This is a genomic window from Paenibacillus sp. GCM10027629, assembly GCF_042676425.1.
In the GTDB taxonomy this organism is placed as follows: domain Bacteria; phylum Bacillota; class Bacilli; order Paenibacillales; family Paenibacillaceae; genus Paenibacillus_K; species Paenibacillus_K terrigena.
The window spans coordinates 2007790-2027817 of record NZ_JBHTGZ010000009.1; the positions used below are offsets into that span (position 1 = coordinate 2007790).

General features: G+C 47.3%; 18 protein-coding genes. 5 read left to right on the forward strand and 13 right to left on the reverse strand.

Annotated elements, in window-relative coordinates; all coding sequences use genetic code 11:
* The first annotated feature begins 177 nt into the window (after nucleotides 1-177).
* The 4 genes from ACFQZR_RS18890 to ACFQZR_RS18905 all read left to right on the forward strand — a co-directional run bounded on the left by ACFQZR_RS18890 (nucleotide 178) and on the right by ACFQZR_RS18905 (nucleotide 5832).
* Nucleotides 178-1842 carry an extracellular solute-binding protein gene (locus ACFQZR_RS18890; RefSeq protein ID WP_379348560.1) on the forward strand — a complete coding sequence of 555 codons (1665 nt, stop codon included), beginning with the start codon at nucleotides 178-180 and terminating at the stop codon, nucleotides 1840-1842.
* Between the two features lie 86 nt (nucleotides 1843-1928).
* Entirely contained in the window at nucleotides 1929-2819 is an 891-nt protein-coding gene (locus tag ACFQZR_RS18895) for an ABC transporter permease (RefSeq protein WP_379348562.1), read from the forward strand.
* Nucleotides 2820-2838: 19 nt separating this feature from the next.
* The gene (locus ACFQZR_RS18900) at nucleotides 2839-3732 is read left to right on the forward strand and encodes a carbohydrate ABC transporter permease (RefSeq protein WP_379348564.1); all 894 of its coding nucleotides are present in this window, start codon (nucleotides 2839-2841) and stop codon (nucleotides 3730-3732) included.
* 24 nt (nucleotides 3733-3756) lie between these two features.
* Nucleotides 3757-5832: a DUF5054 domain-containing protein gene (locus tag ACFQZR_RS18905; protein WP_379348566.1), complete on the forward strand. Its 2076-nt coding sequence runs from the start codon at nucleotides 3757-3759 to the stop codon at nucleotides 5830-5832.
* Between the two features lie 94 nt (nucleotides 5833-5926).
* On the opposite strand, the gene ACFQZR_RS18910 is transcribed toward ACFQZR_RS18905, so the two are convergent.
* The 11 genes from ACFQZR_RS18910 to ACFQZR_RS18960 all read right to left on the reverse strand — a co-directional run bounded on the left by ACFQZR_RS18910 (nucleotide 5927) and on the right by ACFQZR_RS18960 (nucleotide 16304).
* On the reverse strand, nucleotides 5927-6526 hold the full coding sequence (locus ACFQZR_RS18910) for a TetR/AcrR family transcriptional regulator (protein ID WP_379348568.1): 600 nt from the start codon (nucleotides 6524-6526) through the stop codon (nucleotides 5927-5929).
* A gap of 88 nt (nucleotides 6527-6614) precedes the next feature.
* The gene (locus tag ACFQZR_RS18915; protein ID WP_379348570.1) at nucleotides 6615-7520 is read right to left on the reverse strand and encodes an SDR family oxidoreductase; all 906 of its coding nucleotides are present in this window, start codon (nucleotides 7518-7520) and stop codon (nucleotides 6615-6617) included.
* Nucleotides 7521-7694: 174 nt separating this feature from the next.
* Complete coding sequence (locus ACFQZR_RS18920; protein ID WP_379348572.1) at nucleotides 7695-8753, reverse strand: ATP synthase beta subunit C-terminal domain-containing protein; 1059 nt, start codon at nucleotides 8751-8753, stop codon at nucleotides 7695-7697.
* Between the two features lie 142 nt (nucleotides 8754-8895).
* Nucleotides 8896-10827 carry a heavy metal translocating P-type ATPase gene (locus ACFQZR_RS18925; RefSeq protein ID WP_379348925.1) on the reverse strand — a complete coding sequence of 644 codons (1932 nt, stop codon included), beginning with the start codon at nucleotides 10825-10827 and terminating at the stop codon, nucleotides 8896-8898.
* A gap of 535 nt (nucleotides 10828-11362) precedes the next feature.
* Nucleotides 11363-11743: a DUF2500 domain-containing protein gene (locus ACFQZR_RS18930; protein WP_379348574.1), complete on the reverse strand. Its 381-nt coding sequence runs from the start codon at nucleotides 11741-11743 to the stop codon at nucleotides 11363-11365.
* A 21-nt stretch (nucleotides 11744-11764) separates the two neighbouring features.
* Nucleotides 11765-12280, reverse strand: coding sequence for an AAA family ATPase (locus ACFQZR_RS18935; protein WP_379348576.1), 516 nt, complete (start codon nucleotides 12278-12280; stop codon nucleotides 11765-11767).
* Between the two features lie 185 nt (nucleotides 12281-12465).
* Nucleotides 12466-13677 carry a GTP-binding protein gene (locus ACFQZR_RS18940; protein ID WP_379348578.1) on the reverse strand — a complete coding sequence of 404 codons (1212 nt, stop codon included), beginning with the start codon at nucleotides 13675-13677 and terminating at the stop codon, nucleotides 12466-12468.
* Between the two features lie 148 nt (nucleotides 13678-13825).
* Nucleotides 13826-14410: a YdeI/OmpD-associated family protein gene (locus ACFQZR_RS18945; protein ID WP_379348580.1), complete on the reverse strand. Its 585-nt coding sequence runs from the start codon at nucleotides 14408-14410 to the stop codon at nucleotides 13826-13828.
* Nucleotides 14411-14439: 29 nt separating this feature from the next.
* On the reverse strand, nucleotides 14440-14982 hold the full coding sequence (locus tag ACFQZR_RS18950; protein ID WP_379348582.1) for a DUF1697 domain-containing protein: 543 nt from the start codon (nucleotides 14980-14982) through the stop codon (nucleotides 14440-14442).
* Between the two features lie 135 nt (nucleotides 14983-15117).
* Nucleotides 15118-15651, reverse strand: a complete 534-nt coding sequence (locus ACFQZR_RS18955) for a chromate transporter (protein ID WP_379348584.1) — start codon at nucleotides 15649-15651, stop codon at nucleotides 15118-15120.
* A 14-nt stretch (nucleotides 15652-15665) separates the two neighbouring features.
* Nucleotides 15666-16304, reverse strand: a complete 639-nt coding sequence (locus ACFQZR_RS18960) for a chromate transporter (protein WP_379348586.1) — start codon at nucleotides 16302-16304, stop codon at nucleotides 15666-15668.
* A 247-nt stretch (nucleotides 16305-16551) separates the two neighbouring features.
* Here ACFQZR_RS18960 and ACFQZR_RS18965 point away from each other — a divergent pair, with 247 nt between their 5' ends.
* On the forward strand, nucleotides 16552-17766 hold the full coding sequence (locus ACFQZR_RS18965) for an ROK family protein (RefSeq protein ID WP_379348588.1): 1215 nt from the start codon (nucleotides 16552-16554) through the stop codon (nucleotides 17764-17766).
* Nucleotides 17767-17810: 44 nt separating this feature from the next.
* Here the strand turns inward: ACFQZR_RS18965 and ACFQZR_RS18970 are convergent, their stop codons facing one another.
* Together ACFQZR_RS18970 and ACFQZR_RS18975 are read right to left on the reverse strand one after the other, a co-directional pair.
* Nucleotides 17811-18656, reverse strand: a complete 846-nt coding sequence (locus tag ACFQZR_RS18970) for a sugar phosphate isomerase/epimerase family protein (protein WP_379348927.1) — start codon at nucleotides 18654-18656, stop codon at nucleotides 17811-17813.
* Between the two features lie 172 nt (nucleotides 18657-18828).
* Complete coding sequence (locus ACFQZR_RS18975) at nucleotides 18829-20010, reverse strand: NupC/NupG family nucleoside CNT transporter (protein ID WP_379348590.1); 1182 nt, start codon at nucleotides 20008-20010, stop codon at nucleotides 18829-18831.
* Nucleotides 20011-20028 lie beyond the last annotated feature (18 nt).

The following is a 20028-nucleotide window of genomic DNA, read 5'->3' on the forward strand; positions in this document are numbered from 1 at the left end:
CGGTAGGAATTCGGTCGGCACAGGTAAGAAAACAGTCGCTGATCATGCATGTCGATGCAATCTTCGGATCGTTTTCACCCTGTCAATGACAGGATTCCCTCCCTGCTGGAACAAGCCGCATATTACAATCGAGAGGCAAGACGAATTAACTCTATTGGCAAAAAAGGGGGAAACGGAATGAAGTTGAAATGGATCGTAGGATGTCTCGTGGTGCTCATGCTACTCACTACGGCGTGCGGAAGCAGCGGCACCGAACCAAGCACAGACACAAACCAGACCGAAGGAACAAAGGATACTGAAAAGTCGCCGGACAGCGGCAAGGAAGATCCATTCGGCAAGTATGCTGAGCCGATAACGCTTAGCATGGGAAAATCGATCAGCACGAAAAACACCAATCTGCCTAATGGGGATACCGTCGACAACAACGAATACTACCGATATATCGAGAAGAAGCTGAATGTCAAAGTGACGCATGCATGGCAGACCGAGACGCAAGAGGCTTACCAGCAAAAGCTGTCCGTATCGATCGCAAGCCAAGATCTACCCGATGCGTTCATCGTGAATGAGAAGCAGTTAAAGCAGCTGGTCGAAGCTGACCTGATTGCCGATCTGACAGACGTGTACAACAAATATTCAAGTCCGCTAATCAAAAGCTACTATGAATCCTACGGAGATCGCGTGTTGAAAAGAGCGACTTTCGACGGCAAACTGATGGCTTTCCCTGGGACTGAAATCGGCGGTCAGCATAATATGACCTGGATTCGGCAGGACTGGCTCGACAAATTAGGACTGCAGCCGCCCAAAACACTCGATGAACTGCTCGCAATTGCGAAAGCGTTTACCGAAAAAGACCCGGACGGCAACGGTAAGAATGACACTTACGGATTTACGGGCCTCCCAACCTTGGCAGGCTGGAACACAGTCAACGGATTTGATCCGATCTTCGGGGCGCTGCATGCCTATAAAGGTCAATGGCTAAAAGATCAAGCAGGCAGCACTGTTTACAGCTCCACCCTGCCGGAAATGAAAACCGCTCTGGCGAAGCTTCATGAATTATATGCTGCGGGCATCATCGACAAAGAATTCCCGGTTCGCAAAGATTCAACCGAATTGATTGCTGCGAATAAGGTCGGCATTGTGTTCGGCCCGTGGTGGATTCCGTATTGGCCACTTCCAGATTCGGTCAAGAACGATCCGAAGGCCGAATGGAAACCTTACACCGCCCCGCTTGATTCTGACGGGAAATTCAATACGTATGATCAGAACCCGACAGGATCGTTCTTAGTCGTCAAAAAAGAGTACGCGCATCCGGAAGCGGTCGCCAAAGTACTTAATATGGAATACGAAGGCATTCGCAAGTTGGATCCGGCAGCGAAAGATATCTATAAAGATTTGAATGTAAGTTGGGTTATCTGGCCATTCGCGATACAGATTGGTTTCGAGGACGATGCCTATCGAGTCCATCTGGAATTAAAAGCGGCATGGGATGCAAAAGACCCATCCAAACTCAATGATGAGCTCAAAATGTGGTACGAAAACGTGAAGAAAAATAGCGAAAATCCGAAAAAAGATCTCGCAGTCTGGTCTGATTCCATGTCGCGCATGGACGGTTCAGCTGAAATCGATCCGAGCAAGCTTACTGTCATCCGCAACGTTTTCTTCGGGCAAACCAAAACAATGGAGCTCAAGTGGGCCATTCTCGAAAAAATGGAGAACGAAACGTTCCTGAAGATCATTCTCGGTGAAGAGCCTGTCGATAAATTCGATTCATTTGTCCAGGAATGGAAGAAGCTTGGAGGCGACCAAATTACCAAAGAAGTGGAAGAAGCATCCAAGAAATAACGGCAAGTTGATCGATCGAGCTCAAGGAAGGCGCCGAGGTGTCAAATACCTTGCGCCTTCACTACTTCTTGCGAGGGGGCGTGCCTATGAAGGACAAAAAAACGTTGTTTCATTACCATTTGATGTTGTCTCCCGGCATCCTGTTGTTGTTCGTATTCAGCATTATCCCGATGCTCGGTATCGTCATGGCGTTTCAAAATGTCATTCCGGGGAAAAAAATCTGGAAACAGGATTGGATTGGATGGGACAACTTTGCATTTATGCTGCAAATTCCGGACATCAAGCAAGTGGTCATCAATACGGTTGTGATCGCCTCGATGAAAATTGCTCTAGGTATCGTCATACCCGTTACTTTCGCACTGATGCTGCATGAAGTTCGGGTTCGCTGGTTCAAGCGCACTGTGCAGACGATCGTATATTTGCCCCACTTTATGTCATGGGTTATTTTGGCTGGCATAATGATCAACATTTTATCGCTCGACGGCATCATCAATCAAATCGCCGGGTTGTTCGGTGTGGAGCCCATTATGTTTCTGGCCAGCAACACATGGTTTCGTCATATTGTTGTCTGGAGCGACGTGTGGAAGGAATTCGGATTTGGCACGATCGTCTATCTGGCCGCTTTGACCGGAATCAATCCATCGTTGTATGAAGCGGCGGAAATCGATGGGGCAAGCCGACTGAAGAAGCTCCAATACATTACGCTTCCCGGCATTATGCCAACCATCATATTGTTGACGACATTAAGTCTCGGTAATGTGCTCAACGCAGGCTTTGATCAAATCTTCAATTTGTACAACCCGCTTGTCTACTCGTCTGGAGACATCATCGATACGTATGTCTATCGCCTCGGTCTTGTCCAGATGCAATACGGTTTGGCTACTGCCGTTGGTTTGCTCAAATCGGTCGTAGCGATCCTACTGATTGCAATATCGTACCGATTGGCTTACAAATTCGCCAACTATCGGATTTTTTAGGCATGAAAGGAGGGTGGCTATGGTCAGATCTCGAACATTATCCAGCCAGCTCGCTGACGGCATCATCTTGTTAGTATTGGTCATCATTGCACTGACTTCCCTTTATCCGCTGTGGTATACAATTGCTCTCTCTTTCAGCGATCAAGCCGCCGCGAATGCAGGCCAAGTGACAATATGGCCAAGTGGATTCAACTTGACGTCCTATCGGATTATTCTTGATGATGAGAAGTTTTTTCGGGCATTCGGGGTTTCTATCAAACGGGTTCTTATTGGAGGGGCCCTTAATTTCCTATTAACCGTTATTATGGCGTATCCTTTGTCGCGAAGTGCCAAACAGTTCCCCGGCCGAAACATTTACATGTGGCTTCTCGTATTCTGCATGTTGTTTTCCGGAGGCTTGATCCCCTTATATATCACAATTACAACGCTTGGGATGCAAAATACGATCTGGTCGCTCGTACTTCCGGGAGCCGTACCGATCTTCAATGTGATTCTAATTATGAATTTCTTCCGCAGCTTACCGAAAGAATTGGACGAAGCGGCCGTTGTGGACGGCGCAGGGCCATGGTATTCGCTCTTGCGCATCTATATTCCACTTTCCGTTCCCGCGATGGCCACCGTTACACTGTTTAGTATCGTAGGTCATTGGAATTCTTTCTTCGATGGGTTAATCTATATGAGCAAGCCCCAAAATTATCCACTGCAGACATACATTCAACAATTGGTCGTGAATATTACGCCGGATCTGATGAAAGAGATGACGACAGAGCAACTGATCGAATTGATGAAGGCATCGAACAAGACCTTGAACGCAGCCAAACTGATGATCGCCATGATCCCGATTCTACTCATTTATCCGTTCTTGCAGCGATATTTTGTTCACGGCATCGTTTTGGGGTCTGTTAAAGAATAATCGAACATTAAGGAGAGAGAAATCGTGGCAGCCTACAAAAGAGTTCATGTTATTTTCAAAACCCATCTGGACATTGGCTTTACCGATTTAGCAAAGCATGTTGTCGAGCGGTACATGAATCAGTACATTCCACAGGCATTGGATTTATCCGAGCGTTTAACTGAGGAAGAAGGAAATGCGAATTTCGTCTGGACGACCGGTTCGTGGCTAATACACGAATATTTGCGAACGGCGACGCCGGATGCTCGCAGCCGTATGGAGGAAGCGATACGTCAGGGCCGAATCGCTTGGCATGGATTGCCGTTTACGACGCATACCGAATTAATGGATGCGAAGCTGGTCGAATACGGCTTGTCTCTTTCCAAGAATCTTGATCAGCAGTTCGGAAAAACAACGATTGCGGCGAAAATGACAGACGTTCCAGGGCATACCATCGGCATCGTGCCGATCCTGGCAAGACACGGTATTCAATATTTGCATTTGGGCGTCAATCCGGCTTCCAAAAAGCCGCATGTACCCGATGTTTTCGTATGGCGCGCCGCCGACGGCTCGGAAGTCATCGTCAATTATGCCGCAGATTATGGCAAGCCGTTAGAAATCGACGGACTGGAAGATGCTCTATATTTTGCCCATACCGGCGATAACCATGGTCCTTCCAGCATTGAAGCTGTGCGCGATTTGTTCGTTCAATTGCAGCTTGAATATCCAGGAGCGGAGATTATTGCTTCCACTTTGGATGCGTTTGCAGAGAAGCTGCTCGCATTGAAGGACCAACTACCGGTGATCCGTGAAGAAATTGGTGATTCATGGATTCATGGAGCCGCTTCCGATCCTTGGAAGATTGCGCGGTACCGGGAGCTGCTTCGGTTAAGAGACAAATGGGTCGCTTCCGGCGCTTTAGACCCGAACAGTGAATCATACTCCTTATTTTGCAACCGATTAATGCTCGTCCCAGAGCATACGTGGGGTATGGATGAAAAGGTGTATTTAGGAGATTACAGCGCCTATGCTGCCGCCGATTTCGCCGCTGCCAGAGAGAGCGATGCCGTGAAAGACAGCAATACATATAAATTTTCTTATCTGCAGCACATGGCAAAGTCGGACCGATCGTTCAGCTTGTTCGAAAGCTCGTGGCAAGAACAACGCGAATATATCGACCAGGCTTTATCCGCATTGCCTCAGGAGCTGATTAGTGAAGCGCTGGCTGCATTTGAACAACTGGCTCCTGAAGACAGCATCGTTTCGGATCCCAACGCAGAAAATCTTGAATGGAGTACTTGTTATGAATTAGGTTGCTTTCACGCAGCCTTTGCTCCGGATGGATCGATTCATCAATTAGTCGACCGCAACGGAAAAGTATGGGCGAACGATGCTCACCGGCTAGGAGCTTATCGATACGAGGCCTTCGGCCAAGAAAATTACGACCGATTTTATAAAGAATATTCTAGAGATCTAAGACTGCATCACAGCTGGGCAGAACCCGATTTTGGCAAACCGGGCATGGAATATGCGGAACCGCGGCCGGAACATACAAGTTATCAGGGGGCGCCAAGGACGATTCGATTGGAGAAGCAAGCGGATCGCGATGTTGTACGGATCGAGCTAGCTATGGATGCGATCGTCTGTGAACAGTACGGCGCACCCCGCAAGTTGATCCTGGTCTATGAATTTCACAAGCAGAAACCGCAAATCGATGTAGAACTTCACTGGATCGGGAAATCTGCTTGCCGGCTGCCGGAAGCAAGCTGGCTCTCCTTTGTGCCGCTCGTAGATAACCCGAATATGTGGACAATGGATAAGCTGGGGCAGCTCCTCTCTCCATTAACCGTTGTGAAAGACGGGAATCGCAATATGCATGCCGTAGAGTCCGGCCTGTATTACGAGGGTGCGGACGGAAGCTGCGTGATCCGACCGTTGGATGCGCCGATCGTATGCCCGGGAGAGAGACGGCTGCTTCAATTCGATAATACGTTTGCTCCTCTGGACGGCGGGTTTCATTTCAACCTGCACAATAACGTGTGGGGGACAAATTTCAGAATGTGGTTCGAAGATGATATGAAGTTCCGTTTTCAATTGCTGTTGCAGTCGTTCGGCAAGTAGAAGGAAGCCAAATTTGATTACAGTTGTGAAAAAGCTCAGACGATTGCCGTCCGAGCTTTTTTATCCTACCTTCAGCATATAAGCGGCTATGAACTTATTTGGTCAATATCCGCATTAAATAATCTACCTCTTGCACCCAATACCCTTCGGGTAAGTTCACATCCTGCAGCATGAGACCGGTCACGACAGAGAAGTAAAGGAACAACAGCCGCTCAGGACTGCCCTCACGGAACTCTCCAGCCTGCTGGCCTCGCTGGAAGATCGGAACGATTAGACGAATCGTGTCTTCCGAAGAGTATTGCTCAAGAAGCTGCTGCGCTTGCAGCGGCACATCTTCGGAGGTTTGCGCTTGACGTAGCAGTAGGAAATACTGCTTATGATTTTCGTCGAGCATCTGGATGGTCAATGCTTTGATCTGTGCAAGCGGCGAACCCGGAAGCTGATGAATCTGTTTGATCGCCGTTTGCGCCTCCTCAAGCGCATCTTGCACGAGCACGACAAAGAGCTCTTCCTTTGAGCTGAAATAGCGATAGGATAAACCTTGGCTAATGCCGGCTTCGGCTGCGATCATACTCATTTTCGTGCCGGCAATTCCCCGCTGTGCAAAAACTTTGAGTGCCGCCTTCTTAATCTGTTCCCTCCGCTCATCCAGAGGAGATTCGGGTTGATTTTCATCGCTTCGTTTCGTTGCCATATATGATAATCACCTTTCTTATTTGCTGTTTCCAATGAATGGAGACAATCATTGTCGCTTATATATGAAATGCTATGAATTATAAATTCTACGAGAGATGTAGCTGTTCCCTGCTTACTTCCCACAATCGCTTAGCGGCTTCTTGATTCTGAGCAGGCTGAGCCGGCACGGTAACTGCCATATCAGTATAATAGCAACCGTTGTGACCGTTGATCTCATCCGTATCTGCGAGCCACACCAGCGTCTCGGCCCCTTTCTCCGGGGTGCGGGAAAATCTCTTCATCATCGCCATGGTCATCCGAGCCATCATGCCATTGTTCTGGTTGAAATTCGTAGCAACGAGCCCTGGATCAAAACAATGTGCCGTTACTCCTGTACCTGCAAGTCGTCTAGCCAATTCCACTGTGAACATGATGTTCGCCAGCTTCGTCTCAGCGTAGCGGAAGGTAGAACCGCCCATAAATCTTTGCGGAAAGCTGTAGAGGCCAATCGCGTTCAAATCGTCGAAGTTGATGCCTTTCTTCGCCATTTTGTGACCATGGGATGCGGTTGTCACGATACGGGCAGGCCCGCTTTCTTTCAAACGATCAATGAGCAATGTCGTAAACAGGAATGGGGCCAGATGATTGACCGCCCAAGTCATCTCGAAGCCGTCGACCGTCATTTGATGCTTATCGAATAAAGCGCCTGCGTTATTAACCAGGACGTCAATTCTCGGACATTTCGCTAGGATTTCGCTGGCCGCTTCACGAACCGATTGCAGAGAAGCCATATCCACGATAAAAATATCCACGGTTGCGCGGCCTTTTGTTATGGCATGGATTTCATCCGCCAGATCCTTCGCCTTCGCCTCACTCCGTGCCACGATCCCAAGGTTAGCGCCGCGAACTGCAAGCTCTTTCGCAGCTGCCAAGCCGATGCCGCTTGTTGCTCCCGTAATGACAACATACTTGCCAGCTACTGTCCACTTTTTGTTCTCATTGGATTTTATCACGTTTATCGATCTCCTTTGAATAGATTTGGCTTTTTATGAATGAACGATTCATTCATTTCTTATGCTTATCATATTCAGCTTGTTAATCATTGTCAATTACTATTTTGTTTTTTTCGCCGCATACCAAAAAACCACAGCCGAGGCTGTGGTTCTACAAATCTTCAATTCCTCTATTTAAGCTCTAACCTCTAACCGGCCTCTGAAAAACAGCTCTGAAGGATCAACAGTATCCATCTCACCATCCAAAATCCGCCGTACATCTTCTAATGTGTCATAGAGCGATAACCACTCGCCAGGTTTCTGCGTATAAGGTTCGGCGACAAAAAATGGCTGTGCAAGGAAAGATTCTAGTCGCTCGCCACGCTTATACAATTGTGTATCAGCCTCTGATATTTTATCCAATCCATGTGCAGCGACGAGTGATCTTAATTCGCGGTAGCGACGCAGCAATTTCCGTGCACGCTGCTGTGTTGTGAGATGAATCGCGTCCAAATGTGCACCTTCTAATACCGTAGAGGTGGAGACAATTGGATCAATGGCCGGATAAATAGAACGAGAAATAAGGTCCGCATCGAACCGCCACAACGTATCCAGAGGTCCATAGGCATCTTGCTCATCCACAACCTCACAATTCATATCGACGAGTGCAATCGTGATCGGTCTAGATCCAACTTCCTTAAGACTTTCACGGAGGGAGAACAATTCGCCCGATAACACGGTACTTCGATCTACACCTAACACGACATCCTTCTCATCTCGAAGACTTACGATTCGCTCATAGATCTCTTCTCGCGTACTATGATGGAACTCTGTCTGTGCAAGAATATGATCCATTCCTGGAGCATCTGAACCTGGGTTCCAGAATACCGTCGCGAAGCCGCGTTTTCTCAATCGAAGCATAACTTCAGCCAATAATACGAGCTGCCCCATATTCGGATGCGCCACAAAACCAACCGTACCTCCGCGAACAACCGGTGCAAGCAAATCCAAAGCCTTAATTCCCGTCTCAATCATCCGTATCCCACTCCCTCGAATAATGAGTTCATCCAGACTACACCCTGCAAGTGTCGCAAGGGCTACTAACGTTTTCACTTCAGCCCGACCGATTGGAATTTTGCCTGTACATAAATTGGAGACGGTCGCAGCTCTTAAACCAGCTGTCCGTGCCGCAGTTGTTAGGTTCGGAACACGTCTTCGTAATAGCGGAACGTTAAGCTGTAAATCTTCATCCATTTTTTAGCACCTCCTTACTCTATATAGTAATAATAATTACTCTATAACGCAATATGTATTTTGAAATTTTAATTAAATTATAATGACGCAAAGGGCTCATTCCAGCTGGAATGAGCCTTTTCTCATCTTCTTTGCATTTTTTCTATCTCAGCAACCGAAGTCCATTCAGAATAACCAGAATTGTACTGCCTTCATGCCCTACGACACCCAGCGGAAGTGGAATGCCTGAGATAAAGTTCGTTGCGATTAAAGCTACGATGACCGTAATTGAGAATACGAGATTCTGCTTCACAATCCTACGTGATCGTCTGCCTAGAATAATCGCATCGCGCAGCTTGCTGAGGTCATCATTCATCAATACGAGATCAGCAGTTTCGAGGGCAACATCACTCCCGCCTGCGCCCATCGCAATGCCGACTGAAGCGGTCGCGAGTGCGGGGGCATCGTTCACACCATCACCGACCATGGCTACATAGTGGTGTGACTGCTTCAATTGTTTAATAATCGACAGCTTATCCTCAGGCAGCAAATCGGCGTACACCTGCTGGATTCCAGCCTGTCTGCCAATCGCTTCTGCGGTCTTCTGCTGATCCCCTGTTAACATGACCGTATGGATGCCAATGGCTTTAAGGTCTCGAATTACACGTGACGTATCTGGGCGAATCTGATCTTGTAGTGCGATAATACCTGCGATTCCCGATGGATTCTGTAGTACGACGAGCGTCTTCCCTTCATTCTCCATCCGTTCGATATCCATCATGACATTTTCACATAAATAATCGGATTCCATAAAAGCTGGTTTACCGACTTTCCATGCAATTCCGTTCCGATTGGCTTGAAGACCAAAGCCTGTGATCGACTGAAAATCTGAAATGGAATGACCTTGCAACGCATCGCTTCCAGCATGGTCAACAATGGCTTTCGCAATCGGGTGATTCGAGTAACTCTCGAGTGATGCCGCGATTTCCAGCACTTCCTGTGAAGTCAGACCTTGATATGAGACCACTTCCGCAACCACCGGATGACCGATCGTCAGTGTACCCGTTTTATCGAATGCAATCGCTTTGACACGGGACAAATTCTCAATATGCGCTCCACCTTTGAACAGAAGACCTTTACGTGCACTATTCGAAATCGCGGATAGCATTGCAGGCATGATCGAAGCGGCTAAGGCACAAGGAGAAGCGACGACGATAAAGACCATCGCGCGATATAACGCAGCACTCCAAGTATCTTGGAAGATAAGCGGCGGAACGACAATCAACAACAACGTCGCGAGAATGATAATCCGTGCATACATCCGTTCGAATTTCTCTACGAAGACTTGCGACTTCGGCATTTCTTGCTGTGCTTCTTGAACCATGCGAATGATTTTGGAGAATAGGCTGGATTCACTGGTCTTCGTCACTTGGATGAAAATAACACCTTCGCCGTTCAATGTCCCTGCGAACACTTCATCGCCAACTATTTTATCTACTGGAATACTCTCACCTGTAATAGAAGCTTGGTTAATGGAGGAACTCCCTTCGGTAACCATACCATCTGCTGGAACTCGCTCACCTGGTTTGACGAGCAGCACATCATCGATTTGCAATGCTTCAATGGACACGAGCAATTCCTGCCCTTCACGAATAACACGGGCATTCTCAGGTTTGAGGTCCATCAGTGCCGAAATATCTCTTGAGCTCTTGTTCATAGTGTAGGTCTCAAGGGCACCACTCAAGGCAAAGATGAAGATCAGCATCGCGCCCTCCGCCCAATATCCGATGGATGCAGCACCTAATGCGGCAACGATCATAAGCAGGTTCACATCGAGATCCTTCTCTTTCACAAGCGTCTCGAGACCTTCCTTCGCTTTCACGTAACCGCCAACGATAAATGCCGCTGAATATAAGATGATTGAGAAAATAGGCCAAAGATCAGTCACGAACCAGGCACCAAGCGCCATCGCACCACTCAGCAATGCGGCTGCACCCTCACCATATTTCGCTTTCCATTCCTCCCAGTGCGAGTTCACTGCTTTATTGTCTACCACCTGGTCCGAGAGGCGAGACATTTCTACGGATTGATTCATCATGATTATCTCCTTTGTCATTGAGAATGAGATTCGTTGTTAATACCCTAAATAAGACGCATGCTGCTTCCCTGGGTAGGAAAGCAGCATGATTGAGAATGATATTCATTTTTACACTACGCAACAAAGTTTACTGCGTGAAACTTATTTATAATTATTATAATCTAGGAATCAGCAGTTGTAAACAAAAAAAATCCCCAACAAATCGACATGACGATAAATCGTTCATGCCATCTGTTGGGGATATGTATTCTCACTGCATCGATGCGGTGACTAGGATACCACGCTACGGCTCTTCTTGAAGCTCTGTCTCATCCGCTGATCATTCTTCATCGAAATGAACATACATACAGCGCCTAGAAGCAGCAAACATGCTGATGTTATCGGAAGCAAATATTCCACGTCAACCACACCTCGCATTACTTTAGAATGATAATCATTATCATCATTATAACGGATTTGTAGTCGATTGCAACCCTTTTTTCATAAAAACTGAAATTCATTCTCAGTGAGAATGCCATCATCGCTTAGACTTTTACAGCTTCCGTTCAAAATGTTTGAATCGGGTCCCTTGATAACTTACTTCTCCAACATCACCTTCAACAATTAGCCCATATTGCTCATTTCGGATTTGAAGCTCGAGCCTGGAACGATCCTCGAACTCAAAGGTAATGAAGTAATCTGTATTGGCGCTGAAATCACCGGATCCGCCCCAGACCTTGGAGCGCTTTGCGACGACCTTGCATGGTCTTGTAACCAAATCTGAAGCATTATTCGATGACCACTTCCCTGCTGCACCAACCGCATTAACGATGAAATAAATAAATGCACCTATGAATCCCAATATGATAATTGTTTTTACGACTTGAACAAAAATAGACGGTCCTCCAAACCCCAGTCCACCAAAAGGGTCCATTCTGACTCCCTCCTTTTATATCTAGCCAAGACCCGCCAAATCTACAATTCGGTTCACGACTTGGTCTGTCGTTATTTCATCTGTATCTATATATTGTTCGAATATCGAGGACGAGAGTCCTTCCATGCAACGTTCAATTTGCTTCGCAGGCCATGATTCTGGCCCATCACCTCGCTGTGCTAGACGCTGAAGCAATACTTCTCTCGACACACGGAGTGTAAAGTGCTGTACGATCACACCGTCTGCTCGCAATCTCCCGATAATCTCTTCATAGTATTCGGGATTCACCAAAGTCATAGGAACAATGATCAATCCAGAATACGATCGTTCCATTTTGGATAACATCGTATAATTGATTTCGCGCCACTCGGGATGTTGCTGGAAATCATCCAGCTGAAGCTCCTCTGGCAAGCTTGCTCTAATGTAATACCCCGCATTCTCCGGATCATAGACGAATGAATTCGGAACCCTCTGATGAAGTGCATTCGCCGTCTCCGTTTTTCCTGCGCCAAATGCGCCATTAATCCAAACAATCACACTATTCCCTCCTTATATCACCCATCAATCCCTAATAATACCACTTATTACCTGGCATGAACATGAAAAAAGCCAATACGCTGCTCATAGAGCTCACATATTGGCTGATCCAATATTGATCTAGTTCGTTAATACTGCACGAGCACAAAACCGTAATAATTACGATTTAATAAGGTGAACAAACACTATCCTTGCTCTTGAAGCAACGCATCTACCGGCCAAGGCAGCGGATTCTCAAATTGCGACCAGTCTTGCAATAGCTCTACTTCATCAACTAGACAATGATCGAGCTGGTCTTCAATTTCCGCTTGATCCATCGCTATACCAATGAACACAACCTCATTCATCCGGTCCCCCCAAGTGGGATCCCATTTCTTCAATACATCGGGTTCCGTGCTTAGAATATATTCTTGATCAAGCTTCGGCAGCGACGCAACCCAATATCCTGCTGGCCCAAACTGAATCGATGAGCTGGCTTGGCTTAGGTTGGCAGCGACATCGCCTTTGGCCGCGAGCCATACGATGCCTTTCGCCCGAACAACCTCTTCTGGCCATTCCGACATGAAATCAGCGAGCCGCTCAGGATGAAAAGGTCTTCTCCGACGATAGACGAAGCTGCTAATGCCGTACTCATCCGTCTCTGGTGTATGATGCTCCTTTTGCAGTTCTTGAATCCAGCCTGCGGACATACTGGCTTGTTCGAAATCGAATCGTCCTGTATTCAAAATCTCGCTCGGATCCACCTGACCGTTCACCGTCTGAATGATTTTAGCATTCGGCTGCAGCTTACGCAGCACGCCCACTAACGTCTTTAATCCTGCTTCATCGACAAGATCGCATTTGTTCAAGATTAAGATATCACAGGTCTCAATCTGATCAATGAGCAGATCCACGACGTCCCGATGGTCCCCTTCACCGACAGCCTGATCACGATCTAACAGCGTCTCACCCGAGGAGAAATCATGCCAGAATCGATTAGCATCCACAACGGTAACGAGACAGTCTAACTTCGCGAGCTCGGGAAGATTAATGCCCGACTCCGGGTCTTCGTAACTGAACGTCTGTGCGACAGGCACCGGTTCACTAATTCCGCTCGATTCAATGAGAATATAGTCGTATCTCCCATCCTTTGCAAGCCGTTCAACTTCAACCAAGAGATCATCCCGCAATGTGCAGCAGATACAGCCATTCGATATCTCGACTAGTTTCTCATCTGTCCTCGATAGATTGGTGCCTGACTTCACGAGTTCGGCATCGATATTGACCTCACTCATATCATTGACGATGACAGCAACCTTCAAGCCTTGTCGATTATTGAGCACATGATTGAGCACCGTCGTTTTACCGGAACCTAAATATCCGCTTAATACGGTAACCGGAATTCTATTTTCTGTCATAGTACACTCCTTATCATTTCTTAATAGTAATGTTTACGATTAATGAATTCATTATATATCTATCACCTACCCAAAAGTCAAGAAAAAAGAATTAAATGATTGAACACAAAAAAAGCCCGCCAGAATCCTGGCCGACCTTATCCAATCCCTATGGATATATCTTCTCCCCAGCTTCCAGCATAGCAATGAACTGGTCCAACCGCTTCTTCCGCGTCTCCGGCTTCTTGGCGTTCTGCAACCGGAACGTGATCGCATATCGGTTCGTACGGTTTAGCGTCTCGAAGAATGCCTTGGCCTTACTGTTCTGATTCAGAGCTGCTTCCAGATCCTCAGGCATCTGATTCTCGCTCTGCGGTGCGTATGCCGCATCCCATCGTCCATTGGCCTTCGCCTGTTCAATGGCTTGCAAGCCTGCAGGTTTCATTCGACCTTCCGCGATCAGACGTGTCACCTTATCTTTGTTGACCTGGGACCAGATACTCCGAGATGATCGAGGGCCGAATCGCTGAATGTAGAATTCTTCGTCATAACTCTCCTTCTGACTGTCGATCCAACCGTAACAGAGCGCACAATCCAATGCTTCGCTATACGTTGGCGTCGTTCGGGTCGCACCTTTCTTCGCAATCTGCAGTCGCACGCCAGTCGAGGTCGTATGATGATCTTCAAGCCATGTCGTCCATGCCTCTGGATCAGCCACATACAATAATGTGTACTCGTTTCCTTTGTTCGCCATCGTCATCGTTCCTTTCACGTTATTTTTTACTAGGCCTTTGCGAGTGCTAGCAATTTATTAACGGTCGCCCAGTTGCGTGTCGTTGCGGCCACCCCTAGCTTCTTCTCCATGAAATTATTCGAATAGATTGATTTGCCATAGCTCTCGCGACATCGAATATAGACCTCATGCCCTGAAACCTGAAAATCATCGACATCACTCTTGAACGTCATGAGCTGTGCAATATTCGATTCCGATGGCAGCGCAGACAGAAAAGTCACATATATTTTCTCCTTCTCACCTTGCACTTCACCTGCATACGGACTTCGCGCGATTACCTCCGCAAGCTCCTCCGATGATCGGACGACGGTTCGTACGTCATAGCCCAGCGCATCGCGAAGTGTCTGTTCAATCTGTGCCGATAAAAAATCTGTCGGTTGTTCTTCTGCCTCAAAGAGCACATTGCCGCTCTGAATATACGTCCGTACGTTGTGCACCGGCAGAGCTTCGAATATTTGCCGTAAATGCTCCATCTTTATAATTTTTTGACCACTGACATTAATCCCTCTCAGCAGCGCTATGTAAGTCGCCATACATCATCTTCCCTTCACAAAACGTTCACATCTACCATCATATACCAATTTCTGCTCGACACCAAGTCCTATGAATAAACAAATCCTTTTACGAAAAATAAAAAGCCACCCTCCTCAAGACAGCTGCACACTGTACTAGAAAAGAATGACTCCTGCTGCGGCCGAGGCCAGAATAACCATGAGTGGATGCATTTTGAACCGAATAATACCGTATAGACACCCTGCGCAAATAAGCAATGTCGCAAGCGTCGACCAAGTTAATCCCGGCTCCGAGCTCGATAATATGCAAAAATGTATCGCTGCATACGCGATAAGGCCTGTCACAATGGGTCTGAGGCCATAAAAGGAAGATTTGACAAAGCGATTGTGATGCAGCCGACCAAAACATGCTGCAAGAATAATGATAATAATTAATGATGGCAAGATCATGCCGAGTGTCGAGCTAATCGCACCCCCAATCCCTGCAGTTCGATATCCGATTAAGGTCGCACTATTCGTTGCGATCGGCCCTGGTGCCATACCCGCCAATGCAACAATTTCTTGAAAATCGGATGCACTCATCCAATGCCTGAGATTGACTTCATGCTCAATAATTGTAATAACGGCGTATCCGCCGCCAAAGGAGATCAGCCCTATTTTCATGAAGACGAGAAATAACTGCCATAACATACCGTTCACTCCTGTTAGATGTAATACTCCGGATATATCGGCTCGGGTTCCTGTTGCTTGGATTCACGCTGCTCTGTATACACTTGCATACCTAGATGCTTCTTCACCTGCACAGCAACGAGACCAATCACGAGTCCGATGGCAATCAAATAGATCGGATGAATAGGCGTCATAATTAACATAACCACCGTACTAATGCCAACGGCTGCAGTTGTCTTATCGAACAGGGCTGTCTTGGCCATTTTATAGGCAGCAATAATAATTAGAGAAATCACGCCGCCTTGGATCCCTTTAAGCGCCGCTTCGATTTTCGGATGATCTTGAAACATCGAGTATCCTAAGCTAAGCGCGAACACGATGAAAAACGTAGGCAATGCAATACCCGCAACAGCGAGAATGGCTCCCATCACACCAGCGAGACGGTATCCAATGAACGCTGCCAGGTTCACCCCCACGCCGCCAGGCGCGGATCCTGCGATCGAGACGAGATCACTCATCTCTTCCTCTCGCATCCATCCGTGTTTCTCTACGACTTCTCGTTCAATTCCTGGGATCATGGCATAACCGCCGCCAAACGTTGAGGGGCCGATGCGGCAGAAAGTCCAAAATATTTGTGTATATATTTTTAATTGTTTCGATGCGGTTGTTCGCACATCCCCACCTCCAAGTCATGCAGTCAAGTTCCTCTTTTTATAGTATACTATCTTTATTCCATTCTGACATTAAGTTTGTGATAAACAACCATTAAAGAAAGTTTTATACCCTCGATACGATCTTTTTATACCATTAATTCCGAGTTGTTTATAATGAAATGGAATTAAGTTCATATTGAAATATCATAGGCTGGAAATCTCTGCAATCTAACGGTATAATTATAATATACATATCCTACCTGATTACTTGGTTAATAGATGGGCGGTGAAGCATTTGAACTACGCAATACCTACGACAAAGAAACTCATATTCGACTATATCGCAGCACGGGATACCGTATCCAAAGCGGAGCTCCTTCAGGCCTTCGCCGTCACGAGCAGCAGCTTGACACGACTATTGGAAGAGATGATTGTTGAAGGCATTATTGAAGCTTCGGGATTCGGCAGTTCAACCGGCGGTAGGAAACCGATCCTCTATCGAATTCATGCAACTTTTCGATTCATGATTGGATTTGAAATCTCTCGGATAAGTTCGTCCGTCGCGCTCTATGATCTTCAGATGAACCGGTTATCCTATACCCGCTGGAAAATGGATGCGCAGATGACCCCTACAGTATTGCTCGAGCGCGCCGCCGATCAAATCGAAGAAATGCTGCATCAGCACGGCATCCATCCGAGACTTGTCATCGGCATTGGCATCGGCGCTGTAGGCCCGCTCGATCAGACGAACGGAATGATCTTGACGCCGCTTCACTTCCCTGCGGAAGGTTGGCAGCATGTCCCGATCTGTGAATGGATGACGAGACGACTCGGTATTCCTGCCCAACTGGATAATGGTGCGAACACGGCGCTCATCGGCGAGCATTATGCGCTGCGTGCCGAGCAGATGAAGCATATGCTCTATGTTCACGCGGGAGTTGGACTCCGTTCAGCCATGATGTCTGACGGCCAGATTGTTCGTGGTGCATTTGACTTGGAGGGCTCCTTCGGACAAATGATCATCCAGACGGATGGTCCACGTCTGCAAGAAGACAGCAACTATGGCGCGCTGGAGGCTTACGCATCCATTCAAGCCCTCGAGAAGCAAGTGCGAACACAGGTGAAAATGGGGCGGGATACCCTCTTGCGCATCTATGAACCGGAAGCAATCCACTTCGACTTGCTCACCCATGCACTTGCTGGAGGAGACCGTCTCGTGAAGGAGCATTTCATTCAAGCCGCAACCTACTTAGGTATCGGTGTCGCCAACCTCATCAATGTTCTCCACCCTGAGCAAGTGATTCTGGGAGGACCACTTATTCATGCAGATCCCGTCATCTACGACACGATCATGCATGTGGCGAAGAAAAATATTTATTACTCTCCTGCCTATCAACCCAACTTCTCCCCAGGTGAGCTGGGAGAAGACGCGGTTGCGGCTGGCGCAGCCGTCATGGTAAGAAGAGACTGGGACTGTGAATGATAAAAGGCCTCACAGCGAACACGCTGTGAGGCCTTTCTCTGTATTTAACGGGCTATTAACCCTGCTGCACCAAACACTTTCTCGAATCCTTGTCTGGACCGCTCTATTAATACCTCTGGCGAATCCGTTGGCGCCGTTGGCGTTAGGATTTCCTGGGAAACAACACCCTTATAACCAATCTTATGTAATCCCTGTAAGAACCCAACCAGGTCAATCGCACCTTCCCCTGGGTACAACCGGTCATTGTCCAACACCTGCTCCACCGGGACAGGCGGCGCATCATTGATATGTACATGGACAATCTGGTCCGCACGCAACTTCAGAATGTCTTCGACGGTCAGCTCATTCGTATAATAATGATAGGCATCGAACAGGAGACCCACATTCGGCTCGCCAATCGCATCAATCAGATCCAATGTCTCTTCGAGCGTCCAGATGAACGGATTCGCCCATGCTGTACGCAAGTGATGCGGTCCAACGAATTCAAGACCTAACCGAACGCCATACGCCCCTAGAATTTGTGCACACACCCGTAGTCTTCTAATCGCGAGAGCCATGAAATGCGCTGATTTCAAATCCGTCGATGGTAGAATATAGGTGCAACAGCTTGTGCATCCTAGCGCAGCTGCGGCCGCAGCTTCTTGTGCCAGACGCTTCAGGCCTTCTTGAAATGCATCCTCGCTTGTTCTCCACTGTACAGACAGACTAATCGAACCGATCCGCATCCGATTCACGGCTAATAGTGCCTTCGCTTGTTCCATGCCGTTGCGTTCAATGAAACCAAGTGCTTCCAGATCTACAGCCTCAAATTGATATTGTGCAGCCAATTGAATCAAATGCTCGTCACTCAAGGATCCACCGATTCCCGCACGCGTAAGCCCTTTCAACAATGACATCGCCTCCCCAAGATAAGAATATCTCTATCATCATATCCAAGCTGTACACGAATGACAAATCCCCCTCATCGCTGAGGAGGACCTAATAGGTGATGGAATCGCCCTTTCTATCCCTTCATCGCATCGGTGCGCCGAGTTTCATGATTTTCTGGGGCTAATTGCTCGTTTAGAACACAATACTAACAATAATGGCAGATAAGAAGCTAACGAGTGCTGCACCATACAATAATTTAAGACCGAAGCCTGCGACCACGTTGCCTTGTTTCTCATGAAGCCCTTTCACCGCACCAACAATGGTACCAATCGAACCAAAGTTAGCGAAGGAAATGAGGAACACGGAGACGATGGCATTTGTTCGCTCACTGAAATCACCTTGGATTTTGACAAAATCAAGCATGGCTACGAACTCGTTCGCTACAATTTTCGTCGCCATAATGCTTCCAGCTTGAACCGCTTCGCTCCAAGGGACACCCATTAGGAAGGCAATCGGAGCAAGTACATAACCGAGAATTCCTTGGAACGAGATGCCGAAGATTCCGCTGAAAATTCCGTTAATCATCGCAATGAGCGCAATGAATCCGACAAGCATGACGCCAACGATCACAACCACCTTAAATCCATCGAGAATGTATTCCCCGAGCATTTCGAAGAAGGTCTGCTTCTCTTCTTGCTGGACTTCTAGCAAATCCTCCTCCGGTTCCACCGTATAAGGGTTAATGATCGATGCAATAATGAATCCGCCGAACAAATTGAGTACGAGCGCCGTCACAACATATTCCGGCTTCAACATCGTCATATAAGAACCAACGATCGACATGGACACCGTGGACATTGCAGACGCGCATAAGGTATACAATCGATTCTTAGGCAGCAACCCAATTTGCTTCTTGAACGAGATGAAGACCTCGTTCTGTCCCAAGATGGCGGAAGCTACCGCATTGTATGATTCTAACTTGCCAAGACCATTCACTTTACTAAGCGCAAGACCAATGTACTTGATAATGAACGGTAAGATTTTGTAATGCTGCAAAATCCCGATAATCACCGACATGAACACAATCGGCATTAACACGTGGAAGAAGAACGAATGAATCCCTTCATTCACCAAACCGCCGAATACGAAATCCGTTCCTTGATTCGCATATCCTAATAGTTTGGCGAACCCATTCGCGAACCCCCGAACCAAATATTCCCCAATGCTTGTCTTAAGCAGCAGCAGACCAAAGACGATCTGAAGCACGATCATGATCAGGATGGGACGATATTTAATCTTTTTCTTGTCACTGCTTGCGAGCCAAGCCAGGAGTAGAACAACAACAAGCCCGATTAGCGCGATACCATATTTCATGATAGTAGTTCCCCCATT